The organism is Ruegeria atlantica, from assembly GCF_001458195.1.
Classification (GTDB): domain Bacteria; phylum Pseudomonadota; class Alphaproteobacteria; order Rhodobacterales; family Rhodobacteraceae; genus Ruegeria; species Ruegeria atlantica.
In genome coordinates this window covers 142361-162783 of sequence record NZ_CYPU01000024.1, presented here as the reverse complement: position 1 = coordinate 162783, position 20423 = coordinate 142361, and the positions used below count along the sequence as shown (strand labels likewise).

Sequence of the window (20423 nt, the reverse complement as noted above, 5' to 3'; positions counted from 1 at the left end):
TGTCCCAGTACGCGGCATGCACGGCGCTCGGAAACTTTGAACTGGCTGCGAACATGAGCGACGCAAGCACGGCGACGAGAGGGGCTTAGAAGTTTCCCTTCGATGCTTCCGTCAGGATAAGCTTGTCGAGCGTCAGGTCTGATACCGCACGCCTGAGCCGCTCATTTTCCTTCTGAAGCCGCCTAAGTTCCTTCAATTGGTCTACACCCATTCCGCCATACTGCTTGCGCCAGCGGTAATAGGTTTGCTCCACAACGCCGATCTGTCTGATCGCATCCAGACGCGGCATCCCTTGCCCCATCAGAACTTCAACCTGCCGCAACTTCGAGACAATTTCTTCCGGCTTCGGTCGCTTGTTTGCCATTCTTGGTCCTCCGTTTCCTAATCTTAACGGTGGGCCCATTCAAATGGGGAGGCTCATGTGCCAATTGACCAAAAGAGGCCTTTTTTCGACCTTTCATGATCGCTACCAAGACAAAAAAGCTGATCGCCTTCGTATCAACTTTTTCGCAAATATGCCCAGGAGACATACCCTTTGAGTCCACGCGCGCGCTCCAATGAAACCCGGCACCAACGGGTGCCACCAGTCTGCTCGCAACTGTGAACTCGTAGGCCAGTTCCATTTGGCAGACCGACAATCACATTGTAGCCTGTTCCAGGCCCACCACGCATCTTCAGCATGTCACCGCCTTCAACGCCAAAAACCTCGTACCGTCCGAGTGAGGCGGCGGCAGCCGTTTCAACGTCCATGATGGCTCCTAGGAACAACGCCGCTAGGGGTAAAAAGATTGCATTGCGCATCGCGATGTCCTGCTTGTTGCCTCAATTGCAATCTTAGCAACTCAGATCACCAGGAGGAATAGCTCCAAAATAGAAATTTGCGAATTGCCAAAGGTTCAAGGCTTTGACTGTCGAACACAATGATTTTTGCTATTGGAGCTAATGTTCGGGGCGATCAAATTTGATCTGGTTTGATCGTCTGCGTCGTGACCAGATGCCTGCCAGTGGAACAGCAGGATGGAGCTGCCAGTAGGGTGAAGCTGTTTGCTTATGAGGGGCACGGAACGCCATGCATTGGGATCCACGTCAGATATTTTGCGATCAGCAGACCTTATCGCTATGTGCGCAACCTCATGCTTTCATCGGTCATTGTCTTGATTTTGGCGGTGGCTGCGTGAGCTACTCCCCAATCGTTGGACGGGTTCTGGCGTGATTTGAGCTACTCTTTGGAGCTGCTGGCCGGGGTTTGTTGTTTCAATTCGCTGCCGATAGATCACTGCAGGAGGCTTGCCGCCAGGGGCAGAATGCGGACGCCAGCGATTGTAGCACTCGATCCACTTTCTGACGCCAGCTTTTGCCTCTGACCCGGTTTCCCAAAATTTCCGGTCGCTGCATTCTAGGCGTCAAAAGCCTCGAGGTGGTGATATTGGATTGTTAAGGCGGAGCGACGGCGAACGGAGACAAAGAAAAAATTCCGGTCAGTTGAGTGGGTTGCTATGAACCGTTAAAAACTTCCCGGAGATTAAAATCCTTGCATTGTCAGTTCCCGTTTTGGAACGATAAGTGGCTGTTTTCGGCGCGGTTGTTGAGACCCTTGTGCGACCTGTGATCCAAGCCCAGTGCGACTTTCCGCTTGGTGGTGCCATGTGAGCTCAGTTTGTCGGTGATGAGCCGTTTGGGAATGAGGCCAAAACGCCTCAACAGATTGCGCAACAGCTTTATTGCGGCCCGTTTGTACCGTTTTGGCTGGAGGATTTCGTCCATTACGACACCATATTGATCGATCGCGCGCCAAAACCAGCACCTACAAACCGACATACACACAACAACTTCATCGAGGTGCCAGACGTCGCCTAAATGATCCCGCCGGCGTCGCCAATTTGGGCGATCTGGAGTCAGAATATGCCAACCAAGCGTCAGGCGGTTTCGTTAGAAAAGTCGATCCCACGTTACAACAACACCTCTTCAACTTCGCGCAAGCTCAGATTGAAGCGAGCGCACAACCACACCGTGTGCGCAATGATCTGCGCAGGAAATCGGTGACGCTTGTGGCTGATAGACTTTGAATTCACCGACGCCAGTTACGTCCAGATACAGGCTTGAGCAACCGCTCTACAGTTACCGTGACAATTCCCACAAAACAGTGAAAGATTTCACTGGGCCTCTCCGCGTTGCTGCCATTAGATTGAGCAGAGCAACCCGAAGAACCTCAGCCTAAGGTTGAGACAGAAAGCAAGGCGGCAAAAAAATTGGAACTACCGCCTTGGCGAATCAGTTTACTTGCATGAAACCGCCTGACTGACACGACTCCGTTACCGAATTCCTGAGCCTAAACATCTGAGGCCAGCATCTGGTTGTCCTCAAACATGAAAAGGACTAATTGGAGACCTTGGTTTGAGAGGATGGCTGTAATCGGTGATCTTCTTTATTAGGATCGGCAAAACAACATGATAGACTTAAGTAAAATTCGGCCATTGCGAAGAAGCCGCAACTACGAAATTTATCAGCATCCGTTTATTGAGCGCGCGCTGTTGAAAGTCCGGGTGGATGAACCGGTGCGTAACCACGTAATTCCTCGTTATGCCGAGAGGCGCTATGGCAACCTCCGTCAGTGGAACCGGGAAGCAAACGAATACTTAGCCGCGTTGACACGAGGCTGCCCCGAGATTGAACGCCTTGCGGATTTTATGGGGTATGCTGCAACATCTCAAGGACCAGCGCTGGTGGTCGAAAAAATGACCGGTCCGGATGGTGATTTGGCGCCAACGCTGGAGTCTGAACGGGCCGCATTGGGCGATAATTTGTCAGAGCGCAAACAGCTGCACAGTGAATTCATGGAACTCATGGACGACCTTGAACGCGGCCGGATTATCGTGGGCGACCTGAGTTTTGAAAACATTGTACGGGCGCAAGAGCGCAATGGAAAACTGGTCGTTATCGATGGTTTGGGCGAAAGAGTGTTGTTTCCGCTGACGCTGGTTTCTGACTTAGCATTCCGCAAATCCATCGAGCGCCGCCGGACGCGCATGGGCCAGGCATTTGGTCTGGGCTGATAGAACCCTCTCTACGGCAATCAACTGGGCTAGTCTGACGACCTGCCCTTTGCGGCGTCTATCAAGTCAAAGAATTTTTTTCTAACTTGGCCAAGCTTGCGGTCATTGTAACTGCGAACCCATCTTCGCAGAGGAATAACTTGTTTAGACCCAAAGCTGTCAATCCAGACCCATCGCCCGGATCCGTCAGGCCATGTTTGATAGACAAGATTGCCAGTGTTCTTGTTGCTTATAATGACACGTTCATCTGACAGTTGGTCGAAGTGTTTATTGAGATCGCTCAAATGTTGAGGGGTGAGGCGATCTTCGGCAATCAACTGACCCAGACTTGGGGAAAGCTGTCCATCCGGATCAGAAATGCGTTCATAGACTAGCGCCAAACCTTTGTCTGTCGGTGCGGTGCCAAACACCCCACAAACGGGCATCACGTCCGGACTTTTCTGATGCCGGACCATCAGAAAAAAGGCTTCGTCAAACTCACGCATGAAACCCTTAAAAGCGGTAGCTCTGCGAAACAATCGGTCATACCACTTGTCGGTTACAAGCCTCGAACCTGCATCAATCGTGTGAGGTTGCGGAACCTTTAACAGTAGCCCCTTGTCAAATGGGTGTTCATATACGAATTGCCTGTTTCCCTTCGCGATAACAGGGCTGTTTCCTAGTTCAAGCAGGGTGGGATTTTGGTGGAATTTCATATTTTCTGTTTAAGTTGATTCCGGACCAGCGCAAGATATTTTTTGACCATTGATTTATCAGAAAAACCAATATTCCATTACAGACGTCCGGAAACTTGATGGGGATTACGACTATATCATAGTCGGCGCGGGCACGGCCGGGTGCGTTCTGCCCAATCGCCTGACAGAAAATCCCAAAACGCGGGTGCTATTGCTCGAGGCCGGCGGCTCAGACAATTACCACTGGGTGCATATACAGGTGTGATATCTTCACTGCATTGGCAACCCGTGTACGGACTGGATGATGAAAACCGCGCCCGAGCCGGGCTTGAACGGACGTTCGTAGGTTTATCCGCGTGGCAAGGTGCTGGGGGATGCACCTCGGTCAACGGCGCGATCTATATGCGCGGACAGGCGGCGGACTACGATCATTGGCGGCAGCTGGGCAATGCCGCATGGGGTTGGGATTACGTGCTGCGCTAATTCCTGAAATCCGAGGATTACCATGCCGGGCCCGCAGACATGCATGGGCACGGAGGGGAATGGAAGGTCACGAAACAGCGCTTAGAATGGGACATTCTGAAAGCCGTGCAGGAGGGCGCTAAGGAATTTGGCATCTAACCGCGCGCAGATTTCAACGAGGGGACCGGGTTTTTCGAGGTCAATCGACGCAACGGTGTGCGTTGGAACACGGCCAAAGGCTTTTTGCGCCCGGCGATGAAACGGCCCAACTTGCGCGTTCTGACCCATGCTGAAACCGAGACGCTGTTGTTCGATGGCAAGCAGGTGACAGGCGTACGCTACCTACACAAGGGCGTTCGATATGATGCCTATGCCGGGTCCGAGGTCTTGCTGGCGGCGGGCGGGATCAACACGCCAAATAATTTAGAATTGTCAGGCGTGGGCCGGGGCGATGTGCTGTCTGAACACGGCATCGTCTTGCACCACGAAAGTCAGGGCGTGGGTGAGAACTTGCAGGACTATTTGCAAATCCGCACTGTGTTCAAGGTCCGGAACGCTAAAACCTTGAACACGATGGCGAATTCTCTGCTTGGGAAAGCAAAGATTGCATTGCAATACGGCCTGACGCAATCAGGGCTAATGTCGATGGCCCCCAGCCAATTTGGGATGTTCACAAAATCCAATCCCGATCTGGCCACACCCGACATAGAATACCATGTGCAGCCGCTGTCCACCGACAAGTTGGGTGATCCGCTTCACCCTTTCCCTGCGATTACTGTCTCGGTCTGCAACTTGCGACCTGAAAGCGTGGGCACCTGCCATATTCAGTCGAAAGACATCGAAGAACAGCCTGATATTCGCCTGAACTACCTTTCAACTGAAAACGACAAACGCGTTGCAGCGAAATCCGTGCGACAGGCGCGGAAAATTATGACGGCGAACGCTCTGAAACCCTATCAGCCTGAAGAAATCTTGCCTGGCCCGGCGATGGAGTCAGAGGAAGACCTTGTGAAAGGTGTAGGTGATATCGCTACGACTATTTTCCACCCTGTCGGCACCTGCAAGATGGGCTCGGATGCATCTGCTGTGGTCGGCGCGGATTTCAGGGTGCATGGACTGTTGGGATTACGGGTGGTTGACGCATCTATCATGCCAAAAATCGTATCCGGCAATACGGCCTCTCCGGTTGTGATGATTGCGGAGAAAGCGGCAGATATGATCCGCAAGAGAACTATTAAGTCAGGAATGTCGCGCGCAATTTATGTAAGCATATGGATTTAATGCACAAATTGGTTTAAGGTCGCACTTCCCATTTTCCTTTACCGATTTAACCTGCGAGCTAAGATAAAGGTATGCCAAAATCGGTGTTGCAGTTGAGCACGGCAACGCGGATCTCGAGTTCCCCCACCTTCTTGTCGAAAGCCCGCACCGTGAAACTCTGCCCCAATGGTTTCAAGCAATGCAATTAGTCTCGACGCGCCTCTGCCGGTGATACCTGCTCAATTTTCGCCACAGTGCGCACCTCAGGTATCGCGACGTTTGGACTAATTAGTTTCAGGCAAGGTACCATCCGGTGACGAACAACAGTCTATTTGCAGACATAGAGTTTTTGTCAAGGGTTTGTCTTTTTCTGGGTTCACTTCCGGTGCGTCGCAACTGGCACCTGTACTATTGGATGCACTGCCGGTGAAAATTTTTTGGTTTTCTTATAGCAACCGTATTGTGGGCAGCTGTATGCGGTTTCCCGGTGGCAAGGAACGTGTTTGGTATGTTCATACCTGGACTAGCTTTGCTAGTGGATGGCACTCCACCTTATGCCCAAATCCGACAGATGCCTTTGAACCCGTCCGGGATAGTCAGACACGATTGCGTCCACGCCCAGATCAATCATCTTGTCGATGTCTTCGTGTTCATTGACAGTCCACACTGCGACGCACAGGCCCAGCTTCTTGGCAAGAACCACGTTTTCAACAGTCACATCCGCAAAATACGGACACCAAAGAGCACCGCCCGCTTCTTTGACCAACTTTGGAATTTCATCGCGACGGCCGCGAAAGTCCGGACAAACTGCTTTTGATGAATCCTCGCCCACATCGTCCGCGTTATCGGGAAGCTGCGTCAGGTACGAAGACGGCATATCGGGGGCCTGTCGCTGACATTCTTCCAAGAGATTCCAGTCAAAGCTGTGCAGAACCGCACGCGACGACAAACCCCTGGCGCGAACGTCTTGAAGAACCCGGCCGACGAAGCTCTGTCTGTAAACCGCATCATGTGCCAAATCAGGATCTGACTTTAGTTCGAGCATCAGACAGGCATCGCGGTATTTTGGGTCATCGACCAGTTCCAGCAGGTTCATCAGCGTTGGAACACGAACACCGTCCATTTGGGCCTGGTCTGGGAAACGACGACCATAGGCCGAATGCCCATCCAACCGTCCGATGTCGAATTGCTGCATCTGTTCGACGGTCAACGAGGAAACCTTTAGTTCTTCTCCCACCAAAAATCGACCATCGGCGTCTCGAAATGTCGGTGCGTGCAGTCGGTGGTTATGGGTTATGACCGGAACGCTATCTGCGGTCAGAACGACATCAAATTCCAGGAGCGGGACGCCGATGGACAGCGAAAAGTCAAAGCCAATCATGCTGTTTTCGGGTAAAACGCCGCGTGCGCCCCGATGCCCCACAACCCGGATCAGGTTTTCACCGCCACGAAAGGCTTCAACCTGTGGAAACGTCATCAGCTTTGCAGCCTTTCACCGGTTGAATGGTCAAACAGGTGCATATTCTCTGAGGTGATCGAAAACCGCATGTTCGGATGCTGGCCTTCGATGGGGTGGACACCTGGAAGGCTTATCGTAATCACGTTGCCAGAGCCTTTGAGCTGACCGTGCAAAAGTGTGTTTGCGCCCAACGGTTCCGCAATCTGAATCGTAGCTTCCAGCGGACCGTTTTCATCCAACAACAGATGCTCTGGCCGTATCCCCAACTTTACTGCGATATCAGGCCCCTGAGATGCGCCAACCTCAATTTCTCCGATCTTGACCGTCCCGTTTTCACGGCGGGCATCAAACACGTTCATCGCAGGGCTGCCAATAAACTGCGCCGCGAACAGAGTTCTGGGTGTTTCGTAAACTTCCAGTGGCGTTCCAATCTGCTCGGCGATACCGCCATTCATCACGATCATCCTGTCCGCCATCGTCATGGCCTCGACCTGGTCGTGCGTAACGTACAGGGAGGTGACTCCAAGCTTTTCCTGGAGCTCACGGATTTCCAGGCGCATCTGAACACGCAGTTTGGCATCGAGGTTCGAGAGCGGCTCATCAAACAGGAAGACTGCTGGTTCGCGGACAATGGCACGGCCCATGGCCACCCTTTGGCGTTGACCGCCAGACAGTTGTCTGGGCTTACGATCCAGCAAAGGTTGCAACTGCAATAGCTTTGCCGCGGCAGTCACCTTTTGATTGATCTGATCTTTGGGAAGTCCGGCAATCTTCAGGCCGTAACCCATATTCTGACGCACGGACATGTGCGGGTAGAGCGCATAGTTCTGGAACACCATCGCGATGTCCCGATCCATAGGCTCTTTGTCGTTGGCCCGTTCCTCGCCGATCCGGATTTCCCCGGACGTAACCGTTTCCAGCCCCGCCACCATTCGCAGCAGCGTGGATTTACCGCAGCCCGAGGGGCCGACGATCACGATGAACTCTCCGTCTGCGATATTGACATCAATACCGTGGATCACATCCGTCGGGCCAAAACTCTTTTTGACGTTCTCTAGGGTTACTGTTGCCATTTCTTATTTCTCGCTATCGACAAGGCCGCGGACAAAGAGCTTTTGCATCGACACCACCACGATGACCGGCGGGATCATTGCCAGAATTGAGGTCGCCATGATCGTCGGCCAATGCGCAAAATCATCACCCGACGGGAACATCTGCTTGATGCCCATCACGATGGTGTTCATTTCAGGGTCTGTCGTGATCAGCAGCGGCCACAGGTATTGGTTCCAGCCGTAGATGAACAAGATCACAAACAGCGCCGCGATATTGGTCCGGCTCATGGGCACCACGATGTCGATGAAGAACCGCATCGGTCGCGCGCCATCCACGCGGGCAGCTTCGGCCAGTTCATCAGGGATCGTCAGGAAGAACTGACGGAACAGGAAGGTCGCCGTTGCCGAAGCGATCAGGGGAAAGATCAGACCGTAATAACTGTTGAGCATGCCAAACCCGGCAACTACCTCGAAGGTTGGAACAATCCGCACCTCGACCGGCAGCATCAGGGTCAGGAAGATCAGCCAGAAAAACGTCGTACGGCCTGGAAACTTGAAGTAGACAATCGCAAACGCTGACAGCAGCGAGATGATGATTTTGCCCACCGCGATGCCAATTGCCATCACCAGGCTGTTGAACAGCATCGTCGCAACGGGCACGTTTACACCCGAGAACAGCGCCGCTTTGTAGTTCACCCAGAACTGATCACCCGGCACTACGGGCATAGGTGGCGAAACGATGTCTGCCTGGGTTACGGTCGAGGCTACAAAGGCCAGCCAGATCGGGAAAAAGATGATCAAAACGCCTAGGATCATGAATGCATGGGTAAACCATATGCCTACGCCGCGTTTTTCGACCATTCCGTGTTGTTGGGCTGCCATCAGTAATGCACCCTCTTTTCCACGTATTTGAACTGAATGACGGTCAGTAGGCCGACAACAATCAGCAAGATAACAGATTGCGCCGAAGATGACCCAAGATCTTGCCCGACAAACCCATCTGAGAAGACCTTGTAGACCAGGATTGTTGTCGCCTGTTGCGGGCCGCCGCCGGTGATTGTGTGGATCACCCCGAAGGTTTCAAAGAAGGCATAAACAACGTTTACCACCAGCAGGAAGAATGCAGTCGGGGACAGCAGCGGCAGCACAATCGTGAAGAACCGGCGCCAGAAATGCGCGCCGTCAATCGCCGCCGCTTCGATGACCGAGCGGGGAACGGATTGCAGCGCTGCAAAGAAGAACAGGAAGTTATAACTGATGCGGCCCCAGGCCGAGGCGACAACAACCAACCCCATAGCTTCGGTATCGTTCAGGACATGGTTCCAATCATAGCCAAGCTGGCTGAGATACCACGCCACCACACCAACGCGTGTATTGAACATAAACAGCCACAGCACACCAGCCACGGCGGGGGCCACGGCATAAGGCCAGATCAGCAATGTCCGATATACGCCTGACCCTTTAATGAGCCTATCTGCGATAACTGCCAGAAATAACGCCGGAATCATCGAGCAGAGCGTCACAAGCGTCGAAAACACCGCCGTTGTTACGAAAGATGCGCGATAATATTTGTCGCTAAGAAGGAACTCAAAGTTGCCGAGCCCCACAAACTGCGACGACAGACCGAACGGGTCGGGAATGAACAGGGACTGCCACACCGCCTGGCCGGCGGGATAAAAGAAGAAGACGGCGGAAATGATGACCTGTGGGGCGATCAGCGCCAATGGCAATAGCCAGCCGCGAAAGGTGACGCGTTTTTCCATCCTGAATTTCCACCGAAGAAAGATAATGCGGGCCCGAAAAGGGCCCGCATGAAGTTATGACTTATTGATTGGCGGATTCGAAGCGGCGCAGCAGCGCGTCACCACGTTCTTTCGCGCTATCCATCGCTTCCTGAGCAGTTTTCTCACCGGCCCAGACGGCCTCAAGCTCTTCGTCGATGATACCGCGGATCTGGTCGAATGATCCCAGACGCAGACCTTTGGAATTCGCAGTCGGCTCTTTCGCGGTCATCTGGATCACAGCGATGTCGGTGCCGGGGTTTTCGTCATAAAAACCTGCCGCACGTGTCGCATCACCCGCTTCGGCCGTGATTGGAAGGTAGCCGGTGTTCTGGTGCCAGGCCGACTGCACGTCAGACGATGATAGGAAGCTTAGGAACTCTCCGACGCCCTTGTACTCCTCAGGGTCATGACCTTCCATTACCCAAAGGGATGCGCCACCGATTATGGTGTTCTGCGGCTCACTTGTGACGGCTTCCCAGTAGGGCAGCGGACGGACGTCGAAATCGAACTCGGCCTCTGCCTTGATGCCCGCGTAACCTGCCGAACTTTCAGTGAACAATGCGCATTCGCCTGACCGGAAGTTCGCGCCACCTTCGTTTCTGCGACCGGTGTAGATGAACTTGCCATCCTTGGCCCAGTCACCCATCGCGGTCAGGTGTGCCACCTGCGCCGGACCGTTCAGCATCAGCTCTGTATCCAGACCGGCAAAACCGTTATCCTGCGATGCAAACGGAACGTCGTGATAGGCCGACATGTTTTCAAGATGGATCCAGCTTTGCCATGCGGTGACCAGCGGGCAGTCTTCGCCCCCGGCCTTGAGCTGTTCAAGTACGTCTCCAACCTTTTCCCACGTGGACAGATCCGTATCTGGATCAACACCGGCGGCTTCGAACGCGTCTCGGTTGACCCAAAGAACTGGCGTGGATGAGTTGAAGGGCAGCGAAAGCATGTCCCCGTCAGTGGTTGTATAGTATCCTTTGACGGCACCGATATACGCGTCGGGATCAAAAGACGCGCCACTTTCAGCCATCACTTCGTAGACGGGCCGGATCGCACCTTCGGCTGACATCATCGTTGCCGTGCCGACCTCGAATACCATCAGGATTTGCGGCTGCTCACCGGCGCGGAAGGCAGCGATCCCCGCGTTCAGGGTTTCCGAGTAGTTGCCCTTATGGCTTTCAACCACGACATACTCGTCCTGACTGGCGTTGAACTCTTCCACTTGGGCTTTGACAAGCTCACCAAGGCGGCCGGTAAAGGCGTGCCAGAACTGGACCTCGGTTTGTGCCATTGCCGCCACTGGGGACAATGCAGTTGTTACGGCGAGAGCGCCGAGAAAATTCTTTTTCATGATTCCTCCCATGCATCAGGTTCGATGCTTCGTTGAATACCGACCGCAACGGGTAAACGGCACACATGACGATTTCACGACGTTAACGTTACAGAAATATAATTCAAGCCCAATTTACTGGATAAAAAAATAACATGGTGTTATGAGGCGAGGGCGGCAGATTGGGATCGGTAATGAGTCAAATTCTTAGGGTCCGGCAGTTAGAAGCCCTTATGGCTGTAACAACCAATGGCTCTGTCACGGCGGCAGCGACCGACCTGGGGGTGAGCCAGCCAGCCGTCAGCAGGTTGCTTTCGGATCTTGAAAAGTCACTTGGGTTTCAGCTTTTCGATCGCCGCGAAGGCCGGTTGGTGCCGACGCAGGAGGTTCGGTATCTTTTGCCCAGCGTCGAGCGTGTTCTGGAACTGATGAGGCAAATATCTGACGTCAGCCAGGACATCACACAGCGCAAAGCAGGGCACATCCGTGTTGCATGCCTGCCGGGGTTCGCCACCAGCCATTTGCCTGATGTTGTCGCCAGATTCTTGAAGGATCGACCCGGCGTCACCCTGACGATCGAACCTGACAGACCTGAGCGCATTCTTGAATGGATGATTGGCGAGCAGTATGATTTCGGGATCACCGACAGCTTTAACGGTCACCCCGCCGTCGAAAGCTGGGATATCGAGGTCCGGACGGTTTGTGTGTTCCCCACCGGAAATGAATTGGAAAACCTCTCTGAGGTCACACCGACGGACCTTGTAAACAGCAAAATTATCCACACCCGACGCGACAGCGACTTTTTCGGACGGCTCTCAAAAGCATTTCAAAGTGCCAATGTGGAATTGAATTCCCATATTGAAGTCAGGCAGTTCACGGCGGCATGTGAATTGGCCGTTAAAGGCGTTGGTGTCTCCGTCGTGAGCGAACTTGACGCCGTCCAATACGCAGCGCACGGATTAAGCTATCGACCGTTCAAGCCATTCTTGCCGCATACTCTCTCGCTTGTTCGCCCGATTTTGAAACAACCTTCACTAGTGACGTTGGAATTCATCGAGCAGTTCCGAGACAGCCTTGAGCCTTTTAAAGCAGAATAGAGTCGTCGAAATTAATTCTTGCAACCGGTTGCAAAAAAATTGATTGTGTCACCTGAGAATTGATTCGGGGGACCGTATGTTGAAGATCGGATTGCTGGGGGCCGGACGTATCGGTCGCGTGCATGCGGAAGCGATTTCGGCACATCCCAAAACCGAATTGGCAGCTATTTCAGACGCGGTGAATGATGCCGCTGTTGGATTGGCTGCTGAGTACGGGGCCAGGGTGCAAAGCTCTGACGAGATTATCGGTGATTCTACGATTGATGCGATTCTGATCGCAACGCCTACAGATACGCATTCCGATCTGATTGAAGCGGCAACGCAGGCCGGCAAAGCGGTTCTGTGCGAAAAACCCGTCGATCTGGACCTTGAGCGAGCAAAAATTTGCCAAAAAGCTGCGGGCGCAACTGGTCAACCGGTCATGCTTGGCTTCAACCGTCGCTTCGACCCAAATTTCCAGGCGCTGAAAGCCGCCTATGATGCGGGCGAGGTTGGTAAAGCTGAACTCTTGTCCATTACGTCGTTTGATCCAGCGCCGCCTCCGGTAAATTATGTCAAGGTATCGGGCGGGTTGTTCCGGGACATGATGATCCATGATTTTGATATGGCCAACTACCTGACAGGACAAATTCCTGTCACCATTTCAGCCGTGGGAACCTCGGTCGTCGATCCGGAAATAGGGCAGGCCGGTGACGTGGATACGGCTGTGGTAACAATGGCTTACGCGGATCGTAGCCTCGCTGTTATCAAGAACTCGCGGCGGGCAGCATACGGGTATGATCAACGAGTCGAACTACTAGGCTCAAGGGGTCTTTTGCAGGCGCATAATGTCCTTGAGAACTCGGTTGTTAAATCAACGGCTGACGGCGTGACCGGAGCGAAGCCGACATACTTCTTTCTTGAACGCTACATGGCCGCTTACCGCGCCGAATGGGATGCGTTTACGCGCGCCATTCAATCCGGCTCGGACGTGCTGGTAACACTTGAGGATGGTGTCGCGGCGTTGGCGATGGCCGAAGCTGCAACGCGCTCGGCACAGTCCGGAAGGCCCGTAGCGATGGAGGAAGTTTTTTGAAACCGGTTGCAAAATGTTCGGATATCCGGAAACTGAAGGAAGCCCGATCACCGATCGGAGCAGACGAGATTCGGTTTAGCCGAATGGCCGGGCGGACCCGGCACCAAGATTGAATTTTCTATTGGGAGGAATGGAAATGAAAAAAATCGTAAAAGGTGTGCTGATGGCCAGCGCAGTCGCATTTGCCGGCGCCACAGGCGTTGCGGCAGAAGGCGAGAAATATATTCTGGTCAGCCATGCTCCGGACAGTGACAGCTGGTGGAACACCATCAAGAACGGTATTGCCCTGGCGGGCGATCAGATGGGTGTCGAGGTTGAATATCGCAACCCGCCCACCGGTGACCTTGCCGACATGGCGCGGATCATCGATCAAGCCGCCGCTTCGGGACCCAATGGTATCATCACTACGCTGGCCGACCCGGACATTCTGGAAGGTCCGATCAAAGCCGCCGTGGATTCCGGTATCGACGTCATCATCATGAACACTGGCACGCCGGAAAAGGCGCGCGAAGTTGGTGCGCTGATGTATGTCGGCCAGCCGGAATATGACGCTGGATTGGCTGCGGGCCAGCGCGCCAAAGGCGATGGTATCAGCTCTTTCCTGTGCGTAAACCACTATATAGTGCAGCCATCCAGCCAAGAACGCTGCCAAGGCTTTGCAGACGGTCTGGGCATCGAACTGGGCGAGCAGATGATCGACGCGGGGCAAGACCCGGCCGAGATCAAGAACCGCGTTCTGGCATACCTGTCGGCAAACCCCGACACTGACGCCGTTTTGACGCTTGGCCCGACTTCGGCTGACCCGACCATTCTGGCGCTGGAAGAAAATGGCATGGCCGGTGACATCTACTTCGGCACCTTCGATCTTGGTGGTGAAATCGTCAAAGGTATCAAAAGCGGAGTGATCCAGTGGGGCATCGACCAGCAGCCCTTCCTGCAGGCCTACCTGCCAGTCGTAGTGATGACGAACTACCACCGTTACGGCGTTCTGCCGGGCAACAACATCAACTCTGGCCCCGGTTTCGTGACCGCTGACGGTTTGGAAAAGATCGAAGAGTTCGCGGGCGAATACCGCTGATCTTCAAAACGGTGCGGACGCATGATGTGTGTCCGCACCACCTGAAGCAAGCATTCAGACAAACGCGCCAAGGAGGCAACAATGGCTGAGTCAGCGCAATCCGCAGTCGGTGGTGACGAGCGGGTAAAAGAGATCTCGCCCCTGCGCCAGGCCCTGATACGCCCCGAATTGGGCGGAATGGTCGGCACAGTCGCAGTATTCACGTTTTTCCTGCTGTTTGCTTTTGACAGCGGCATGTTCACCAGTCAGGGCGTGATGAACTGGTCCGTGGTTTCCGCGCAGTTCATGATCATCGCTGTTGGAGCCTGTTTGCTTATGATCGCGGGTGAGTTTGACCTTTCCGTCGGCTCAATGATCGGATTCGCGGGCATGATGATCGCGATTTTCTCGGTCACTCTAAGCTGGCCGGTCTGGATTGCCATCATGGTGACCTTTGTACTTTGCGTCTCGATTGGGGCGCTGAACGGCTTTATCGTCGTGCGCACGGGTTTGCCCAGTTTTATCGTAACGCTGGCCTTCCTGTTCATCCTGCGTGGCTTTACCATTTTCCTGCCGCAAACAATCGAGCGGAAAACAATCATTGGCGGCATTCGGGATGTAGCCGAGGGCGATTGGCTGGCATCGGTGTTTGGCGGCAAGATAGGGCAGGGCTTTTTCGTCTGGTTGGGTGATAATGACTTAATCGGAACTTTTGAACGCGGCACGCGCGAGGGTCAGCCGGTGGTTGACGGTATCCCCATGCTGATTATTTGGGCCATCGCGCTTATCATCTTTGGCCATGTGCTTCTGACCAAAACAAAGTTTGGCAACTGGATCTTCGCCTCGGGTGGTGACGCTGAGGCTGCCCGGAACTCAGGTGTTCCAGTCAACAGGGTCAAAGTTTTGATGTTCATGTTCACCGCATTCTGCGCGACGGTTTTTGCGACTTGTCAGGTGATGGAATTCGGTTCTGCCGGTGCAGATCGCGGGTTGCTGAAGGAATTCGAGGCAATCATCGCCGTGGTGATCGGCGGCGCGCTGCTGACCGGCGGTTATGGCTCGGTCCTTGGGGCTGCGCTTGGGGCTTTGATCTTCGGCGTGGTGCAGCAGGGGCTGTTTTTTGCCGGGGTCGAAAGCTCTCTGTTCCGGGTGTTCCTGGGCGTGATCCTGTTGGGTGCCGTGATCCTGAACACTTACATCCGCCGCATCATCACAGGAGAACGCTGAGATGACCGAAGATACCAACTTCCATCACGGTGATGTGCAGGGTCAGGATCCGATCATCCGGATGATCGACATTGAAAAGCACTTTGGCTCTGTGATTGCTCTGGCCGGGGTCAGCTTTGATCTGAAGCCGGGTGAGTGTCACTGCCTTCTGGGCGACAATGGCGCGGGTAAATCGACCTTCATCAAGACGATGTCCGGGGTCCATAAGCCGACAGCTGGCGAGATCATCTTTGAAGACAAACCCATGCATTTTGAGGACCCGCGTGACGCCATCGAAGCCGGGATCGCAACAGTACACCAACATCTGGCTATGATCCCGCTGATGAGCGTCAGCCGCAACTTCTTCATGGGCAATGAACCCACGCGAAAAGTCGCCGGGATCAGTTTTTTCGACAAGAAGTTGGCCGACGAAATCACCATGGAAGAGATGCGCAAAATGGGCATCAACTTGCGTGGTCCCGATCAGGCTGTGGGTACGTTGTCAGGTGGTGAGCGTCAGACGGTTGCGATTGCACGGGCCGTGCATTTTGGCGCTAAAATCTTGATTTTGGACGAACCGACATCGGCTCTTGGCGTGCGCCAGACTTCGAACGTTTTGGCGACCATCGACAAAGTGCGCAGTCAGGGTGTGGGTGTGGTGTTCATCAGCCACAATGTTCGGCACGCGCTGGCGGTCGGCGATCGGTTTACGGTGTTGAACAGGGGCAAAACTCTGGGCACTGCCAAACGGGGTGAGATTTCGCCCGAAGAACTGCAGGACTTGATGGCAGGTGGTCAGGAACTGGCCCAGCTGGAAGGGTCTTTGGGCGGAACGGTCTGACGCGGTCCCGCGCAGACCCAGCTTTCGAAAACTGGTATTCAACGGACTGGCCGGGTGGCCTTGTGTTGAAAGGGATCAATATGGGCAAAACTATCAGACTGACCGCAGCGCAAGCTATGGTTCGCTATCTGGGCGCGCAGATGAATGAGGCCGGAGAGCCGTTTATCGCAGGTGTCTGGGCTATTTTCGGCCACGGCAACGTAGCTGGCCTAGGCGAGGCACTGCATGCTGTAAAAGACAGCCTGCCGACCTATCGCGGCCATAACGAACAGACGATGGCGCATTGTGCTATCGCGTATGCGAAGCAGATGCGGCGCACGCGCGCGATGGCCGTGACCTCGTCCATTGGGCCGGGCGCGACCAATATGGTGACAGCCGCCGCGCTGGCGCATGTGAACCGCTTGCCGGTTCTGATCATTCCCGGCGACGTATTTGCAACGCGTGGCCCCGACCCGGTGTTGCAGCAAATCGAGAGTTTTGGCGACGGAACAGTCAGCGCCAACGATTGCTTTAAACCCGTAAGCAGGTATTTCGACCGGATCAGCCGGCCGGAACATCTGCTGACCGCATTGCCGCGGGCGTTCCGCACCATGACGGATCCTGCCGATTGTGGCCCGGCGACTCTGGCCTTTTGTCAGGATGTGCAGGCTGAAGCCTATGACTATCCCGAAAGCTTTTTTGAGCCGCGCGTCTGGTATCAGCGCCGCATTCGCCCTGACGAAGGTGAACTGTCTCGTGCGGTGGCGGCCATTAAGGCGGCAAAGCGCCCGGTCATCGTGGCGGGTGGCGGCGTTCACTACTCTGGTGCTACGGACGCGCTGCAGAGTTTCGTGGAAACGCACAATATCCCGATCACCGAGACACAGGCAGGCAAGTCTGCGCTTGCATGGGATCACCCGTTGAACCTCGGGCCCGTTGGTGTGACTGGCGGCGAACCGGCCAATTCTGTTTGCGCTGAAGCGGATCTGGTGCTGGCCGTTGGCTCGCGCTTGCAGGATTTCACGACTGGCTCATGGGGTTTGTTTTCGAACCCACAGCGCGAAATGATTTGCCTGAATACCGCTGCCTATGATGCTGAAAAGCACGGTGCGATGACACTGCAATCAGATGCGCGCGTTGGGCTTGAGGAGCTGGGTTCGGCTTTGCAAGGATACCGTGCCGATCCTGTGGCAGATACGCTTAAGGCGGATTGGTACGGCAAGGTCGACAAACTGACCGATGCCCCTGGCGACGGCAATGCGCTGCCGACCGATATGCAGGTGGTTGGTGCGGTTCAGCGAGCCTCGAACAACGATACTGTCGTCATGTGCGCGGCGGGCACCATGCCCGGAGAACTGCACAAGCTGTGGAAGGCCCCGCGTCCGGGTGCCTATCACATGGAATATGGTTTCAGTTGCATGGGGTATGAGATTGCTGGTGCGATGGGCATCAAGATGGCGCAACCGGATCGCGATGTGATCTGCTTTACCGGCGATGGCACCTATATGATGGCGAACTCGGAAATGGCTTCGGCTGCGATGATGGGCATCTCGTTCACCGTGGTCATTACAGACAATCGCGGCTTTGGCTGTATCAATCGTCTGCAGATGGGCACAGGTGGAGCCGAATTTAACAATCTGCTGGATCATGCTGTGCACGAGAACCCCTCTGCCATCGATTTCGCGACCCACGCCGCGGCAATGGGCGCGACCTCGGTCAAGGTCAGCTCGATTGCGGAACTGGAAGACGCGCTTGCCAAGCGTGGCGATATCAAAGGGCCTTATGTGGTGGTCATCGACACCGATCCGTACCCCTCGACCGAATACGGCGGGACGTGGTGGGAAGTGGCGGTTCCGGAAGTCAGCATCCGCCCCGAAGTGAACGAAAAACGCGCGGCCTATGAGCTGGCGATCAAGGAAAGAAACACGAAATGAGCGTGAAAATCGGGATTTCTCCGATCGCCTGGCAGAATGATGACCTGCCGGACCTGACGGCGGCGTACACGATGGAACAGGCCCTGATAGAAGCGCGTGAGATCGGGTACACCGGTGTGGAGCGTGGTCAGCGGATGCCCAGCGATACCGAAGGGTTGCGTGCCTATCTTGAAGGCAGTGACATCGCGCTGTGTGGCGGGTGGTGCTCGGGTGCCTCGCTGGTCAACAATTTCGAGGCGGAACGTGAGGCTGTGCGGGAACAGGTTGAGCAGTTTGTCGCCCTGAACAGCCCTTGCATCGTCTATGCCGAATGCTCAAACACCGTTCAGGGCCAAGCGGGTACGCCGGTCAACAACCGACCCAAGCTGACCAAAGACGAAGTATTGGCATATGCCGCCAAGATCACCGAGCTGGCCAAATGGATGGCCGATCAGGGGATGCCGATGGCCTATCACCATCACATGGGTACCATCTTCGAGACCGAAGATGACGTGAACTGGTTGATGGAAGGTTCGGGCCCGGAGGTGAACCTGTGTTTTGACACAGGACACTTGTTGTTTGGCGGCGGCGATGTGATGGCGACCCTCAAACGCTGGGGCGATCGTGTGCATCACGTGCATTTCAAAGATATCCGCCCGGCTGTTGTGCAGGACGTAAAGGAGAATGATCGCAGCTTTCTAGATGCGGTCGTCGCCGGAGCATTCACCGTACCAGGTGACGGGTGTATCGACTTTCAGGCCGTGGCGAATGCGCTCAAATCCTTGGATTACAACGGATGGATCGTTGTGGAGGCCGAACAGGACCCGGCCAAGGCTCCGCCATACGAATATTCCAAGAAAGGCTACGAGCACATTCTCGACGTCTGTGGACAGGCAGGATTGGAGGTCCAGTCGTAACAAATCTCCATACGGGGTTAACACCGAAGCCATGAAAAGGAGAAGATCATGGTAAATCAGCAGCTAGGTTTTGTCGGCTATTTCGACCGGGAATCCTGTGATCTGGATGAATTCAAGGTGTTGACCTCGCAGAACCTTACAGCCGATGTCGTCCCGTACGCCGCCACGATCGAAAAGAACGTTCCAGTCTATGACATGGACGAGCTGCGCCCCGCGCTGGAAAACGTAGGTAAGCGCAAGGCTCTGCTGGTCGAGTGGGGACATGTGTTGGACAAATCGTCGGGCGTGATCGTTCTGAAACGTGCGTTCGCCGATACGTCCGTAATTGACCGCGCAACCGATGTCTTTCGCCAGATCATAGTTGACGAAAGACAAAGCGGCGCGGGAGAGGGTGACCACTTTGCGGCGTCCGGGGCCAATGATCGGATCTGGAACGCCCTGCAAAAGCAATGTCTGCGCGACCCCGAGGGTTTTGCCCTCTATTTCGGGAACACGGCTGTTTCTGCAGCTTGCGAGGCGTGGTTGGGGCCAAACTATCAGGTCACGGCACAGATCAATCAAGTGCGTCCAGGCGGTAAAGCGCAGCTGGCGCACAGGGATTACCACCTTGGATTTCAGAGCGCAGAAAGTGCTGCGCGCTACCCCGCACATGCACATCTGGTCACGGCATCATTGACGTTGCAGGGGGCGGTCGCCCATTGCGATATGCCGGCCGAAAGCGGGCCAACCAAGCTGCTGCCGTTCTCACAGCTCTATCCGCCGGGCTACCTGGCGTTTCATGACGAGGGCCACCGCGCGCATTTCGAAGACTGCTATATCCAGCTGGCGCTGGACAAGGGGGATGCTGTGTTCTTCAACCCGGCACTGTTCCATGCGGCTGGTGAAAATCGCAGTGCGGATATCGACCGGATGGCAAACTTGTTGCAAATCTCATCTGCATTTGGCCGCGCAATGGAAGCTGTTGACCGACGGTCTATGTCCGAGGTGGTATTTCCGTCGCTTGTTGCGTTGAATCAACGTGGTGAGCTGATCGGGGCCGAACTGGATGCAGTCATCGCCGCCACGGCAGAGGGATACCCGTTCCCGACCAATCTGGATACGGATCCTCCGGTCGGTGGCAACGCCCCAGAAAGTCAGGCCGACATTTTGCGTCGTGCTGTGTCTGAAGGATGGACCGAACAACAATTGGCCGAGACATTCTCGGCGCTGCAAACAAGGCAAGCTGCCTGAAGGAATACGGGCGGGCATTCCAAGCCCGCCCCAC

At 54.7% G+C, this 20423-nt stretch carries 17 protein-coding genes and 3 pseudogenes; 10 read left to right on the top strand and 10 right to left on the bottom strand.

What is annotated here, in order from left to right:
• From RUA4292_RS08675 to RUA4292_RS25235, 4 genes and pseudogenes are all read right to left on the bottom strand, one after another.
• Nucleotides 1-364, bottom strand: a pseudogene (locus tag RUA4292_RS08675) (transposase); the annotation flags it as partial.
• A 134-nt stretch (nucleotides 365-498) separates the two neighbouring features.
• Complete coding sequence (locus RUA4292_RS08670) at nucleotides 499-801, bottom strand: SH3 domain-containing protein (RefSeq protein ID WP_058277238.1); 303 nt, start codon at nucleotides 799-801, stop codon at nucleotides 499-501.
• Nucleotides 802-1268: 467 nt separating this feature from the next.
• Nucleotides 1269-1376 (bottom strand): annotated as a pseudogene (locus RUA4292_RS25240) (integrase core domain-containing protein); the annotation flags it as partial.
• Between the two features lie 163 nt (nucleotides 1377-1539).
• Complete coding sequence (locus RUA4292_RS25235) at nucleotides 1540-1818, bottom strand: DDE-type integrase/transposase/recombinase (RefSeq protein WP_233493394.1); 279 nt, start codon at nucleotides 1816-1818, stop codon at nucleotides 1540-1542.
• Between the two features lie 629 nt (nucleotides 1819-2447).
• Here RUA4292_RS25235 and RUA4292_RS08660 point away from each other — a divergent pair.
• A complete protein-coding gene (locus tag RUA4292_RS08660) occupies nucleotides 2448-3053 on the top strand; it encodes a YrbL family protein (protein ID WP_082637047.1) in 606 nt (201 codons plus the stop codon).
• Between the two features lie 29 nt (nucleotides 3054-3082).
• On the opposite strand, the gene RUA4292_RS08655 is transcribed toward RUA4292_RS08660, so the two are convergent.
• Nucleotides 3083-3748: a YrbL family protein gene (locus RUA4292_RS08655; RefSeq protein WP_058277236.1), complete on the bottom strand. Its 666-nt coding sequence runs from the start codon at nucleotides 3746-3748 to the stop codon at nucleotides 3083-3085.
• A 76-nt stretch (nucleotides 3749-3824) separates the two neighbouring features.
• Between RUA4292_RS08655 and RUA4292_RS25450 the strand changes: the two are divergent.
• A pseudogene (locus RUA4292_RS25450) lies at nucleotides 3825-5470 on the top strand (GMC family oxidoreductase).
• Nucleotides 5471-5981: 511 nt separating this feature from the next.
• Here the strand turns inward: RUA4292_RS25450 and RUA4292_RS08645 are convergent.
• The 5 genes from RUA4292_RS08645 to ugpB form a co-directional block, all read right to left on the bottom strand.
• Nucleotides 5982-6926 carry a glycerophosphodiester phosphodiesterase family protein gene (locus RUA4292_RS08645; RefSeq protein WP_058277235.1) on the bottom strand — a complete coding sequence of 315 codons (945 nt, stop codon included), beginning with the start codon at nucleotides 6924-6926 and terminating at the stop codon, nucleotides 5982-5984.
• The gene (ugpC, locus tag RUA4292_RS08640; RefSeq protein WP_058277234.1) at nucleotides 6926-7981 is read right to left on the bottom strand and encodes a sn-glycerol-3-phosphate ABC transporter ATP-binding protein UgpC; all 1056 of its coding nucleotides are present in this window, start codon (nucleotides 7979-7981) and stop codon (nucleotides 6926-6928) included. The genes RUA4292_RS08645 and ugpC overlap by 1 nt, the downstream gene beginning before the upstream one ends.
• 3 nt (nucleotides 7982-7984) lie before the next feature.
• On the bottom strand, nucleotides 7985-8821 hold the full coding sequence (ugpE, locus tag RUA4292_RS08635; protein ID WP_058274572.1) for a sn-glycerol-3-phosphate ABC transporter permease UgpE: 837 nt from the start codon (nucleotides 8819-8821) through the stop codon (nucleotides 7985-7987).
• Nucleotides 8822-8841: 20 nt separating this feature from the next.
• On the bottom strand, nucleotides 8842-9723 hold the full coding sequence (gene ugpA / locus RUA4292_RS08630) for a sn-glycerol-3-phosphate ABC transporter permease UgpA (protein ID WP_058274560.1): 882 nt from the start codon (nucleotides 9721-9723) through the stop codon (nucleotides 8842-8844).
• A gap of 61 nt (nucleotides 9724-9784) precedes the next feature.
• Nucleotides 9785-11095, bottom strand: coding sequence for a sn-glycerol-3-phosphate ABC transporter substrate-binding protein UgpB (gene ugpB, locus RUA4292_RS08625; RefSeq protein WP_058277255.1), 1311 nt, complete (start codon nucleotides 11093-11095; stop codon nucleotides 9785-9787).
• A gap of 173 nt (nucleotides 11096-11268) precedes the next feature.
• Between ugpB and RUA4292_RS08620 the strand changes: the two genes are divergently transcribed.
• The 8 genes from RUA4292_RS08620 (at nucleotide 11269) to RUA4292_RS08585 (ending at nucleotide 20389) form a co-directional block, all read left to right on the top strand.
• Entirely contained in the window at nucleotides 11269-12171 is a 903-nt protein-coding gene (locus RUA4292_RS08620) for a LysR substrate-binding domain-containing protein (protein WP_058277233.1), read from the top strand.
• Nucleotides 12172-12247: 76 nt separating this feature from the next.
• Nucleotides 12248-13246: an inositol 2-dehydrogenase gene (gene iolG, locus RUA4292_RS08615; RefSeq protein ID WP_058277232.1), complete on the top strand. Its 999-nt coding sequence runs from the start codon at nucleotides 12248-12250 to the stop codon at nucleotides 13244-13246.
• A gap of 136 nt (nucleotides 13247-13382) precedes the next feature.
• A complete protein-coding gene (locus RUA4292_RS08610) occupies nucleotides 13383-14324 on the top strand; it encodes a sugar ABC transporter substrate-binding protein (protein ID WP_058277254.1) in 942 nt (313 codons plus the stop codon).
• 81 nt (nucleotides 14325-14405) lie between these two features.
• On the top strand, nucleotides 14406-15530 hold the full coding sequence (locus tag RUA4292_RS08605; protein ID WP_058274556.1) for an ABC transporter permease: 1125 nt from the start codon (nucleotides 14406-14408) through the stop codon (nucleotides 15528-15530).
• 1 nt (nucleotide 15531) lies between these two features.
• Nucleotides 15532-16350: an ATP-binding cassette domain-containing protein gene (locus tag RUA4292_RS08600; protein ID WP_058274555.1), complete on the top strand. Its 819-nt coding sequence runs from the start codon at nucleotides 15532-15534 to the stop codon at nucleotides 16348-16350.
• An 80-nt stretch (nucleotides 16351-16430) separates the two neighbouring features.
• The gene (gene iolD / locus RUA4292_RS08595; RefSeq protein WP_058277253.1) at nucleotides 16431-18263 is read left to right on the top strand and encodes a 3D-(3,5/4)-trihydroxycyclohexane-1,2-dione acylhydrolase (decyclizing); all 1833 of its coding nucleotides are present in this window, start codon (nucleotides 16431-16433) and stop codon (nucleotides 18261-18263) included.
• Nucleotides 18260-19159 carry a myo-inosose-2 dehydratase gene (gene iolE, locus RUA4292_RS08590; RefSeq protein ID WP_058277231.1) on the top strand — a complete coding sequence of 300 codons (900 nt, stop codon included), beginning with the start codon at nucleotides 18260-18262 and terminating at the stop codon, nucleotides 19157-19159. Before iolD ends, iolE begins: the two co-directional genes overlap by 4 nt.
• A 48-nt stretch (nucleotides 19160-19207) precedes the next feature.
• Entirely contained in the window at nucleotides 19208-20389 is a 1182-nt protein-coding gene (locus RUA4292_RS08585; protein ID WP_058277230.1) for a phytanoyl-CoA dioxygenase family protein, read from the top strand.
• The last annotated feature ends 34 nt before the right edge of the window (nucleotides 20390-20423 follow it).